This is a genomic window from Micromonospora parastrephiae (genome assembly GCF_016802865.1).
GTDB lineage: Bacteria > Actinomycetota > Actinomycetes > Mycobacteriales > Micromonosporaceae > Micromonospora > Micromonospora parastrephiae.
Genome location: NZ_JAEVHM010000184.1, coordinates 1 through 11,189, shown reverse-complemented (window position 1 = coordinate 11,189; position 11,189 = coordinate 1). Strand labels below are relative to the sequence as shown.

The 11,189-nt window shown below is 73.5% G+C and carries 10 protein-coding genes, 1 pseudogene and 1 riboswitch; of the genes and pseudogenes, 8 read left to right on the top strand and 3 right to left on the bottom strand.

Going from position 1 to position 11,189, the window contains the following annotated elements; translation table 11 throughout:
* The 3 genes from JNW91_RS25750 to JNW91_RS25740 all read left to right on the top strand — a co-directional run.
* Positions 1-1,143 (top strand): AMP-binding protein (locus tag JNW91_RS25750; RefSeq protein ID WP_238425697.1); only part of this gene is annotated, 1,143 nt, incomplete at its 5' end.
* On the top strand, positions 1,136-1,891 hold the full coding sequence (locus JNW91_RS25745; RefSeq protein ID WP_203177955.1) for an SDR family NAD(P)-dependent oxidoreductase: 756 nt from the start codon (positions 1,136-1,138) through the stop codon (positions 1,889-1,891). The genes JNW91_RS25750 and JNW91_RS25745, both read left to right, overlap by 8 nt.
* The gene (locus tag JNW91_RS25740) at positions 1,875-2,387 is read left to right on the top strand and encodes a hypothetical protein (protein WP_309244486.1); all 513 of its coding nucleotides are present in this window, start codon (positions 1,875-1,877) and stop codon (positions 2,385-2,387) included. The genes JNW91_RS25745 and JNW91_RS25740 overlap by 17 nt, the downstream gene beginning before the upstream one ends.
* A 57-nt stretch (positions 2,388-2,444) precedes the next feature.
* Here JNW91_RS25740 and pseI read toward each other — a convergent pair whose 3' ends face one another.
* Both pseI and JNW91_RS25730 read right to left on the bottom strand, forming a co-directional pair.
* Entirely contained in the window at positions 2,445-3,497 is a 1,053-nt protein-coding gene (gene pseI / locus JNW91_RS25735; RefSeq protein ID WP_203177954.1) for a pseudaminic acid synthase, read from the bottom strand.
* Positions 3,498-3,629: 132 nt separating this feature from the next.
* Positions 3,630-4,793: a glycosyltransferase family 2 protein gene (locus JNW91_RS25730; RefSeq protein ID WP_203177953.1), complete on the bottom strand. Its 1,164-nt coding sequence runs from the start codon at positions 4,791-4,793 to the stop codon at positions 3,630-3,632.
* A gap of 246 nt (positions 4,794-5,039) precedes the next feature.
* Here JNW91_RS25730 and JNW91_RS25725 point away from each other — a divergent pair, with 246 nt between their 5' ends.
* From JNW91_RS25725 to JNW91_RS25705, 5 genes are all read left to right on the top strand, one after another.
* Entirely contained in the window at positions 5,040-6,263 is a 1,224-nt protein-coding gene (locus JNW91_RS25725) for an acyltransferase family protein (RefSeq protein WP_203177952.1), read from the top strand.
* Positions 6,264-6,344: 81 nt separating this feature from the next.
* Entirely contained in the window at positions 6,345-6,593 is a 249-nt protein-coding gene (locus JNW91_RS25720; RefSeq protein WP_203177951.1) for a hypothetical protein, read from the top strand.
* Positions 6,594-6,894: 301 nt separating this feature from the next.
* Positions 6,895-7,665, top strand: a complete 771-nt coding sequence (locus tag JNW91_RS25715; RefSeq protein ID WP_203177950.1) for a hypothetical protein — start codon at positions 6,895-6,897, stop codon at positions 7,663-7,665.
* Positions 7,666-7,966: 301 nt separating this feature from the next.
* Positions 7,967-8,108: riboswitch (cyclic di-AMP (ydaO/yuaA leader) on the top strand.
* A 227-nt stretch (positions 8,109-8,335) separates the two neighbouring features.
* Entirely contained in the window at positions 8,336-9,277 is a 942-nt protein-coding gene (locus JNW91_RS25710; protein WP_309244485.1) for a C39 family peptidase, read from the top strand.
* Complete coding sequence (locus tag JNW91_RS25705) at positions 9,267-10,013, top strand: alpha/beta fold hydrolase (protein WP_203177949.1); 747 nt, start codon at positions 9,267-9,269, stop codon at positions 10,011-10,013. The genes JNW91_RS25710 and JNW91_RS25705 overlap by 11 nt, the downstream gene beginning before the upstream one ends.
* Before the next feature lie 4 nt (positions 10,014-10,017).
* Here the strand turns inward: JNW91_RS25705 and JNW91_RS25700 are convergent.
* Positions 10,018-11,189, bottom strand: a pseudogene (locus tag JNW91_RS25700) (CDP-glycerol glycerophosphotransferase family protein); the annotation flags it as partial.

Here is an 11,189-nt window from a genome sequence, read left to right as displayed (position 1 = left end):
CGCAGCGGTGCTGGCGCACTCCGCCGCGCACGCGCTCGCCGCCGCGCGGCAGCACGCCGTACACGGCACCGAGCTGCTGCTCAGCACCGCGAGGCCGGGTGGACGCGTCGATGCGCGCCGACCTGTCGGAGGGCCGGCTTCTGGGTCACCGTCCTCGACGACGACGGCACGCACCCGAGCGCGCCGGACCGACCGCGCGCCGCCGACGCCGGCCGGCTCTGGCTGCTGACGTCCGGCTCGACCGGGCGTCCCAAGCGGGTCGGTCACACCCTCGACACGCTGACCACGGTGCGGGCCGACCAGCCCGAGCGGACCTGGCTCTGCCCCTACGCCCCCGGCACGTACGCCTGGTGGCAGGTGGTCACCCTGTCGTTGACCCAGCCCGGGCAGCACCTGGTCGTGGTCGAGCCCGACGAGCTGGACGACTGGCCGGCGGTCGCCGCCGCGCACGGCGTGGACGCCGCCTCCGGCACACCCACGTTCTGGCGCCGCACCCTCTACCGGGACGCCGCCGCGCTGGCCCGGGTCCCACTGCGCCAGATCACCCTCGGCGGAGAGCCGGTGGACCAGGCGATCCTCGACCAGCTGCGGAAGGTCTTCCCGACTGCCCGGATCTCCTGGATCTACGCATCGTCGGAGGTCGGGGCGTCCGTTGTGGTGCACGACGGGCGGGCCGGCTTCCCGGTCGACTGGCTGGACCGGGAAACCGCCGGACGGCCGACGCTCTCCGTGCGCGACGACGAGCTGGTGGTCACCTCCCCCTACCACGGCGCCGGACTGGCCGGCCCGGTCCGCACCGGGGACCGGGTGCAGGTGGTCGACGACCGGGTGCTGATCACCGGGCGCCTGGACTCCGACGAGATCAACGTCGGTGGCAGCAAGGTCTCCGCCGGTGTGGTGCGCGGCGTGCTGACCGGGCATCCCGCGGTGGCCTGGGCCCGGGTCACCGGCCGCCGCGCCCCGGTGCTCGGGCGGATGGTGGTCGCCGAGGTGGTGCTCACCCCCGCCGACCCCGGCGGTGTGCCGGACGAGGCCGCGCTGATGCGCTGGTGCGCCGACCGGCTGCCCGAACACGCGGTCCCACGGCGGATCCGTGTGCTGACCGAGATCCCCGTCAAGGAGACCCTGAAGAGCGATGTCTGACCCCGCCGACACCCAGCTCGTCCCCCCCAGCTCCGTCGTCCTCGTCTCCGGAGGCTCGCGGGGGCTGGGCCTGGCCATCGTCACCGACCTGCTCGACGCGGGCGTACGGGTTGCCGCCTTCGCCCGTACCGTCACCCCGGAGTTGGAGAAGCTCGCCGCCGAACACCCCGACCGGGTGCACGTCGGCTCCGTGGACGTCACCGACCTGCGTGCCGCGCAGGGCTTCGTCCGCGAGGTGGAGCAGCGCCTCGGCCCGATCGACGGCATCGTCAACAACGCCGCCGTCGGGCAGGACTCCCTGCACGTGCACACCACCACCGACGACATCGCCCGGATCATCGAGACCAACCTGACCGCGCCGCTGCAACTGACCCGGCTGGTGGTCCGCCGGATGCTCGGCAAGGGGCTGCGCGGGCGGATCGTCAACATCACCTCGATCTGCGCGCAGCGCGGTTTCCCGGGTCTGGTCGCGTACTCGGCCACCAAGGGCGGCATGGACGCCGCCACCCGCTCGCTCGCCCGTGAGCTGGGCGGCCGGATGCTGGTCAACTCGGTCGCGCCCGGCTTCTTCGCCTCCGAGATGTCGGCGGTGCTCGGCCCGACCCAGCTCGACCAGATCGTGCGTCGCACCCCGAGCGGTCACCTCACCGAGCCGGTGGAGGTCGTACCGGTGGTGCGGATGCTGCTGCGCGAGCACACCAACATCAACGGCCAGGTCATCGTGGTGGACGGTGCCGCCTCCATCTGACCTGCGGCCGGTCTCGTTCCCCGCCCCACCAGCGCCGCGGGTCGCCGCCGCCGTGCCGCGCCCGGTACCGGGGCTGCTCGCCGCCGCCGAGCGGCACCTGCGCATCGGAACACCGGCCGCGCTGGCCGACGCGGTGACCCGCAGTCACCTCGACGACGGACGGTGCGTCGGCTGGTACGGCCCACCGGCGCCCGGCTGGCGGGTGGCGATCGACGCGGAGCGGGCCGACGCCCCGGTGCCCCCGGCGTTGGCCCGCCGGTTCGGCGCGGGTGACTTCTGGGCCCGGTGGACCCGGGCCGAGTGCTGCTGCAAGCTGGCCGACGTGCCGATCGCGACGTGGTGGCGCCGGCACGGCCTGGGCACTCCGTCGGACGGGCCGGCGCTCTGGCGCACGCTGCGCACGGCCGACCTGGTAATCACCGTCGGCTTCGCCCCCAACCCCAGTTCCGTCGATCATGGAGTTGTGGTGACCGACAAAAGGGGCAAAGCTGACTAGAGCGGCCACCACAAGTCCATGATCGACGGAGCGGTCTGGGCGAGCCAGCGCCGTTGATCAGATCAGGGTCCAGGTCAGGGGGGTGCCGCGTGGGACGTCGGTGGTGAAGGTGCGGCCCAGCACCCGATCGATCTCCACCGGGGCCAGTCCGCCGGCCGGTCGGATCGACCGGACGTTCTGCGCGGTCACCGGGTCACCGGCCCGCACGTCCTCGACCACGAACAGCGAACGACGGAACCGCAGCCCCTCCCGTTCGGCCGGGGTCGGGCCGATCGCCGTGCCGCCCAGTGCGGCGTACGCCCGGCCCGACTCGGCGACCAGCGCCGACAGCTCCGCCGGGTTCAGCGAGAAGTCCGAGTCCACACCGCCGTCGGCGCGGTCCAGCGTCACGTGCTTCTCGATGAAACAGGCGCCCAGCGCCACCGAGGCGACCGCCACTCCGATGCCGGGCGTGTGGTCGGAGAGGCCGACCGGCACGTCGAAGGCGCCGGCCAGCACCGGCAGCCGGCGCAGGTTGCTGTCGGCGGGCGGCGCCGGGTAGGACGCGGTGCAGGCCAGCAGCACGATGCCCGCCGCGCCGCCGTCGCGGGCGGTCCGCACCGCGGCGTCGATCTCGGCGACCGTCGCCATCCCGGTGGAGATCACCATGGGTTTGCCCGTGCTGGCGACCAACCGGATCAGCGGCAGGTCGACCAGCTCCGACGAGGCGATCTTGTACGCCGGCGCGTCGAGCGACTCCAGCAGTTCCACGGCCGTCGCGTCGAACGGTGACGAGAAGACGGTCAGGCCGCGCTCGCGAGCCCGCTCGAAGATCGGGGCGTGCCACTCGTACGGGGTGTGCGCCCGCTCGTAGAGGCGGTACAGGTTCTCCCCACCCCACAGCTCGTGCCCGCTGGAGATGCGGAACGCGGGGGTGTCGACGTCGATCGTGATCGTGTCCGGCCGGTACGTCTGGAGCTTGAGCGCGTGCGCCCCGCTCTCGGCGACCGCGTCGACGATGGCCAGCGCCCGCCCCAGGTCGCCGTTGTGGTTGCCGGACATCTCGGCGACCACGAAGGGTCGCTCCCCGGCACCGACCGCGTGCGGTCCGATCTTGATTGTCGCCGTCATTCCGACCTCTGCTCAGGTACGTCCGCACCGGGGTGCGGTGGTGCTGTCGTCGTCCCCCCGACGGGTGGACGACCTGGAAACCAGGGCGCCGGGAGCCGACCCGGCGCCCGGCGTGGTGTGCGACGCCGGCGGTCACGGCAGGCGGCCTCCGGCCAGCGCGCCGGACCGGTCCGCCGCCACCGCGGGCTCTGCGTCCGGCGTCGTCGCGGCCTGCCCTCGGTTCGGGTCCTCGTCCGCGGCGGCCGACCCGGCGCCACCGTCCGCACCTCCCGCCGGGCGGCGCAGCCGGCCGGCGACCCGGTGCGCCTGGCGCAGCGCCGAGTACGCCAGCCAGTCACCCCGCCCGACCAGCCGGTGCTTGAGTCCGGTCACGCCGGGGGGCATCGGGTAGCCACCGGCGGGCAGGTAGCGGCGGTAGTGCTCGGCGACCCGGTGGAAGAACGCCCGCCGCAGGTGCGGGTGCAGACGGTCGTCGTTGCCGACCACCACCAGATAGTGGCTGATCATCAGCTGGAACAGCTCGGCCTGCAACCGCTCGTCCGGGTGTTTCCGGGCGACCCAGTCCATCAGCCGCTCGTACTGGCCGAACGCGTCGAAGTGCCGGCCACTGCGGGTGGAGGTGATCGCACCCTGGCGGCCCTGCCGGTACAGGTAGCAGACCCGGTCCAGCACGGAGATCTTCTCCGCGCCGATGAGCAGTGGGTGGCTGAACGGGATGTCCTCGTACCAGCCGGGGAAGAACCGCAGCTCCAACTCGTCGAGGAAGGCCCGGCGGACCACCTTGTTCCACGCGGTGTGCTGCACCCGCAGCAGCTGCGGCTGGTCGGCCAGACGGGCCACACCCGGCACCCCGCGCAGCAGGTGACTGCTCGCGTCGACCTCGCGCCGGCCGTCCTCGTGCACCCGCAGGTGGTCGAGCATCAGCACGTCGGGCTGGTGCTCGCGCAGCCGGTCCAGCACCGCCGCGATGGTGCCCGGGGGCAGCCAGTCGTCGCTGTCGACGAACCAGACGTACCGGCCGTTGGCCACGTCGAGGCCGGCGTTGCGGGCCAGCCCCAGACCCACGTTGCTGCTCAGGTGCACGACCCGGACCCCGTCGCGGCCGGCGTACGAGCGCAGCATCGCGCCGCAGCCGTCCGGTGAGGCGTCGTCGACGGCGATCAGCTCGACCGCGTCCGACTCGCCGGCGGGGATGTCCGCGCGGATCGACTCGAGGCACTGGTACAGGTACGCCTCGACGCCGTACACGGGCACGACGATGCTCAGCAGCGGTGCGGACGTCGGCTCATTGACCACGCCGCCACCTTCGACGATCCGGGTGGCCGGCCCCGGAACCTGACGTGGCCGACGAAGGTGGAGTCCCTGAACTCCCGCCGAGCGGAAGGTTAACGACGGCCGTCCGGTTCACCCGGGAGTGACCCGGTAGGGTGCCTCGGTGCGGCCCCTGCCGGGTCGTCGCGGGCGTCGCCGTCGCGCCGTCCGACGCCGCGCCGAGGAGGAGACGTACGTGCTGGTGACCCTGCGGAGCGTCAGGAGACCGGCATGACGAGCACCGCCGACGCCCCGGCGGCCCGGCCCGGACCCGCCTCCCGGCTGCCCTCACTGACCGGGCTGCGCTGGATCGCCGCGTTGCTGGTCTTCGGCTTCCACGCCGGCACCATGCGGATCATCGCCGAGCCGGACTACAAGGCCGTGGTCGACGCGCTGTTCACCCTCGGCCTGTCCGGGGTGCAGTTCTTCTTCATTCTCAGTGGCTTCGTGCTGGTGTGGTCGGCCCGCCCCGGCGACCGGCGGCGGACGTTCTGGCGACGGCGGGTCGCCAAGATCTACCCGAACCACCTGGTGCTGTGGGTGGCGGCGCTGCTGGTCGCCTGGTGGTTCGCCGACCCGGTCCTGCCGGCCGTCGCGCTGGAGAACCTTCTGCTGGTGCAGGCGTGGGATCCCCGGCCGGGCTGGTTCTACAGCGTCAACACGGTGAGCTGGTCGCTGTCCTGCGAGTTCTTCTTCTACCTGTGCCTGCCGTTGGCGCTGCCGCTGCTGCGCCGTTCGCGGCCCGCGCTGCTGTGGACGCTGATCGTCGCGCTGCCGTTGCTGATCCTCGCGCTCTGGCCGGCCCAGCAGTTGGTGCCGGAGGCCAGCCGCTGGTGGTTCACCCAGATCTTCCCGCCGGTGCGGTCACTGGAGTTCTGGTTGGGCGCGGTGGCGGCCGAGCTGATGCGCCGGGGCCTCTGGCGCGGTCCGGGGCTGACCGCCGCGAGCGCGATCTTCGTGGCCACCTGGGTGGTCGCCGCGCAGTGGATCCGCGCCGAACTGTGGACCACCCTGCTCGCCGTGGCGTACCTGTTGGTGATCACCGCCGCGGCGGACGCGGACGTGCGGGGTCGGCGTTCGCCGTGGCGTTCCCGGCCGCTGGTCTGGCTCGGTGAGGTCTCGTTCGCGTTCTACCTCGTGCACGTGCTGGTGATGACGAGCGTGCTGCGGTTGACCGGGGACTGGGGGACCGGTTTCGGCGGCTGGCGCGGGCCGGCGGCGGTGCTCGGCTTCCTGTTGGCCAACCTGGTCCTCGCCGGGCTGCTGCACCGTTTCGTCGAGACCCCGATGATGCGCCGGCTCGCCCCGCGCCGCCGGGCACACCCGTCGGTCGTCCCACGTCCACGGACGGCCGGCGCCACCAGCGCCGACGAATCCAGCGAGCAGGCCGGAAACAGGTGGGTTGGCGGAGCCGACCGGGCCGAGGGCCGATCGACGTACGCCGACTCGCGCTGATCGTCCACCCTGGTCGGCGCGGCGTGCGCCGACACGCCCAGGGTCGGTGCGTCCGGCCGGGGACGGCGGTAGCGTGGAGTCGTGCTCCCGGTCGCGCTCACCTGTCCCCTGTGGTGGGTGGCGCGCTGGGCGACACGTGTGCTGACCAGCCTCGCCGTCGTCGCCGCCCTCGCGTTGGGCGCGGGTGCGTCGCCCGCCGCCGCCGGCCCCCCGGCAGCGGGCAGCGCGGCTTCGGCGTTCACCGCCGGGCCCATCACGCCGTCCGGCCGGCCGGGCACGGTGGCCGCTGTCGGGCGCGCGGCCGTCGGTCGCCGCCGACGATGCCGCTGACCGGTACACCTCGGCACGGTCGGCCGACCCGCAGCCAGCACGACCGGCCCCTCGGAGCTTCTCCGCCGACCCCGGTGCTACTCCGATGCGCGCGGCCGGGTCCGACCGGGTGCCCCACGCCGAAGGCCCGGCCGGCCGGGCAACCCGGGCTCCGCCCGGCCGCTGAGCCATCGGGACGACCGTCCCGCCGCCGCGCCCTGTCGATCCACAAGTCCCGCACCCACCGACGCTTGGCCACGCCACGACCCGGTCGGCTCCGTGCGGCTCACCATCGCATCGCTTTCGTTCCGAGGTGTCGACCATGGAGACCGTCGTCTTCTACCAGTTCCTGACCGAGGTGCCCCAGGCCGCCGCCATCTGGTCGGTCCTGTTCCTGCTGGCGTTGACCGTGCTCGCCGTCCTGGTTGCCCGCCCCGAGCGGGACGGGCCGACGGGTGAGCCGGTCCCCACCGCGCCCACCGCCCGGGAGTTGGCGGCGGCCGAGGCCGCCGACCTGCGCCGGTACGCCGAGGAGGTGGCCGTCGCCGCCGCCCGCGCGGAGCAGACCGCCCGACGGCGACGCGCTGACTGGTTGATCGATCAGGAGCGGGTGGAGCGAGCCTGGGCCGGGTACGACGAGGCGGACACCGCGGCCCGTCGGTTCGCCGGCGCCGGGGCGCTGCCCACCCCGCGTACCCCGCACACCCCCGCCGAGTACGCCGCCCGGGAGCGGTACCTGCACCGTGCCGCGATGGCGGCGTACTGGCGTGGGGAGCTGACCATGGGGCAACTCGGTGACGTGTTCGGGCACCGGCGCGGTTGGGATCCCCGCCGGCACCCGGTCGAGCAGGAGGTGCTGATCGCCCGGGCGATCAGGGATGCGAGGCTCGCCGACTACCGGGCCGCCGCCGAGCGGGAACGGTCGGCGTGGCGGGACGCGGAGCTGGCCGCCGAGTCGGCCCGCACCCTCGCCGAGGAGGCGTACGCGGCCGCGGCCCGACTGTGGCCGGTCCCGGCGCCGGCCCGCCAGGCGGCGACCGGGGTGTTCCGTCCGGCCGTGGTGGCACGCTGGCGTCCGGCCCGCGTCAGTTGAGCGCAGCCCGTGGTTGAGCCCGATCTGTGATGTGAGCCCGGTCACCGGCGCGGGAAATCGGGCGTGCGGTGCGATCGGTCCGATTGTTCGCGCAATTCCGGCGACGTTGTGGCCGAGGCGTCCGATTGTCGACCGCAGGCGTCGCCGTCACCGGTTGTCCCATCGAGTCACGTCATCGGCAATACGCGCAGAAATTGTCGTCCCGAATGATGTTTACGCAGGTGGACTCGGCTTGGCAGGGCGCGAACCGGCCAGTAGTGTCGTCCCGTCCGGTGCGGTTACCGATCGCAAGAGGCGACGCCGCGCCGACCCGCTCAATCGTGATCAACGAACCGGGGACCCATCAGAAAGTCCGGGGTGAATCCGCGAGCCACGGCCCGCGGTAGGGCGATCTTCCCGCCCGAATCCGTCAGCTAACCCGGTAGGCGGTGTCGGAAGGAGTTCCATCCTCGTGCAGCACCTTTCCACCCCTCGGTTGTTCCTCCGCCTCCACGGCGCCGCGGTGCCCCCGCTCATCCGTTCGGTGAGCTGACCCGCCGGGTCACCGCCCTTCCCGCCCGGCCGCGCCGGGCGTTCCCCTGAGCGGTTCACCATCCGCGGACCACGGTCCGCGCGCTGGCGCCTGCCCGGATACCGGCTCGGCCCCGGTGTGCCGCTCGCCCCCCGATCCGTGGAGGACCCCGTGAAGCACACCCTGAAGCGTCAGCTCCGCCGTCTCACCGGCGAGCGCCCGTACCAGATCGCCGCCGCCTCCGCCGCGGCCCTCGCGATCGCGACCACCACCGGTGTCCTGCTCGCCGACGCCGACGGCGCTCCGGCCAGCCAGCACACCGCGACGACGGTCGCCGAGATGCGCAGCGACCTCGCCGCCTCCCGCGGTCAGGCGCGCGACGCGTCCCCCTCGGCCAGCGCCGCGTCGAGCAGCGCCGCACCGGCCACCAGCGCCGCGTCGCCCGCCGCGAAGGCCAGCAGCAACCCGGACCTCACCCGCAGGCCGACGCCGCCGAAGCCGCCCGCGACGAAGGTGCTCGACTACGACTACGAGGCGCAGAACACGTACTACAACTGTGGTCCAGCGGCCACCCGCAACGCGCTCAGCGCCAGCGGCGTCGACCGCACCCAGGACGAGCTCGCCGCCGAGCTGGGCACCACCGAGATGGGCACCAACTCGGCCGAGGACACCACCCGGGTGCTCAACGCCGAGGTGAAGGGTTCCCCGTACCGGACCCGGATGTTCGCCGGCTCGCCCAGCCCGGCCCAGATGGACCGGCTCCAGGCCGACGTCGTCGCGGCGATCACCGACGGCCGTGGCGTGGTGGCCAACGTGGCCGGCGACGCCACCGACACCGACGGCGGCTGGCACTCCTACGGCGGTGGGCACTACATCGCCGTCGTGGGCTACAAGGACAACGGTCGGACCGTGCGGATCGCCGACTCGGCGAACGCGGCCGACCCGTCGTACTGGATCACCACGATCGACCTGGCCAACTGGATCGCCACCCGCGGCGTCTTCGTATCCGGCTCGGTGGCCGACGCAGCCGTATGGCACGGGCACGTCGACGACGCTCGTACCCGGCCGCGAACCGTGGGAGACTGCGGCCGTGGTGGATGAATCGGGTGGTCGCGACGGGCGTGGGCCGGTCCTGCTGCTGCTGCACGGGATGGGGGCGACCGGCGACGTGTGGCTGCCCTGGGCGCCGTTGCTGGAGCAGCACTGGCCCGGACGGTGGCTGGCTCCGGACCTCGCCGGCCACGGCTGGTCGACGCCGCTGCCGTCGTACTCCTTTGCCGGCCTCGCCGACCGGATCGCCCAGGGCCTGGCGCCCGCCGACCGGCTCGTCGTGCTCGGGCACTCGCTGGGCGGGGTGGTCGGTCTCGCGTTGGCCGCCCGCGACGCCGGGCTGCCGGTGGACGCGGTGGTCGGGTTGGGCATCAAGGCGGTCTGGTCACCCGCCGAGTTGAGCCGCGCCGCCGACCTCGCCGCCCGCCCGGTCAGCTGGTTCGCCAGCCGCACCGAGGCGGCCCGCCGCTACCTGCGGGTCTCCGGGCTGGCCGGCCTGCTCCCGCCGGACCACCCGGTCGTGGACGCCGGGCTACGCCAGGTCGACGGCCGGTGGCGCCTCGCCATGGATCCGACCGCGTTCGCCGTCGGCGAGCCCGACCTTGCCGCGCTGCTGGCCGCGACCGACGTGCCGGTGGTGCTGGCCCGCGGCGAGCACGACCCGATGGTCACCGACGCGCAGCTCAAGGAGTACGGCGTACCGGTCGCCACGCTGCCGGGGCTCGGGCACAACGCGCACGTGGAGGACCCGGCGGCCGTGCTGGCCCTGCTCGACGCGTACCGCTGAACCGCTACACGCCGGCCGGGGTGGCGAGGGTCCGCTCCGCGGCCAGCTCCCGGCGCGCGGCGGTCAGGAACGCCTCCGCGTACGTCTCGGCCGGGAAGTCGCCCAGGTAGTGGCGGCGGGTGGCCCAGCGCGCCTCGGCCGCCGGATCGGTGTCCAGCAGGGCGGTCAACACCTCGTCGGTGTTCGACATGTCCCGCCGCAGCACGTAACCGGCCCCGGCCAACGGGAAACGTCGCGTGAACCGGGCACCCTCGTCGCCCATGTCGGTCACCGCGTACGGCTTGCCGGAGTAGAGGTAGTCCGAGATCACCCCGGACACGTCGGAGACCAGCGCGTCCGAGCGGTTGACGCACTCGGTCAGGCTCAGCTCGCGGGCCGCCGCGCCGACGATGTGCTGTCGCCCGGTGCGGGCCCGATCGGCGACCAGCAGCTCGGTCAACCGGCCGAGCTGCCGGGCCGAGGCCGGATTCTGCGCCGTGTACGGGTGCGCCCGCAGGATGACCGTCGCGCCGCGGTCCAGCAGCCGACGCAGCAGCTTCTCGGCCACCGGCAGGGAGCAGTAGTCGGCGTCGGCGTGGTGCCCGGTCCAGGTCGGGGTGTAGAGCACCGTCGGGTGGGCGAGCCCGCGTACCGGTTCGCGGCGTACCTCGATCGCTTCGACCTGCGGCCGGCCGACCACCACGAACTTCTCCGCCGGGATCCGCACCCCGGCGCGTGCGTACCGCTCGATCGCCGCCGGACCGGCCACGAAGATCCGGTCGAAGATCCCGGACACCGGGTTGGCGCTCGGCGCCTTGTCGCTGTCGCCGTGGTGCAACTGCACGTGGGTCAGTTGGGTGAACCGGATGCAGTGGCTGTTCTTCGCACCGTGGTTGACGTAGAACGCCGCCCGCAGGCTGGGCACCAACGCCTCGTCCATCGCCCGCAGGGTGGGGCAGTAGACGACCGGCGCGTCGGTGGCCGCGGCGATCGGCGCCAGGAACTCCGGCTCCCGCAGCACCACCACGAACGGCCGGCGATCCGTTCCAGATACGGCAGCCACATGGTGACCTGGTACTCCGAACCGGGCGGTGCGGAAAAGTAGAGCAGGAGCTCCGGCTCGTGCCGGCGCAGCGCGCGGGCCACCGCCCCGCCGCCGGCGGTCGGCCGGAACGCGCCGCCGGGCCAGGTCCAGGG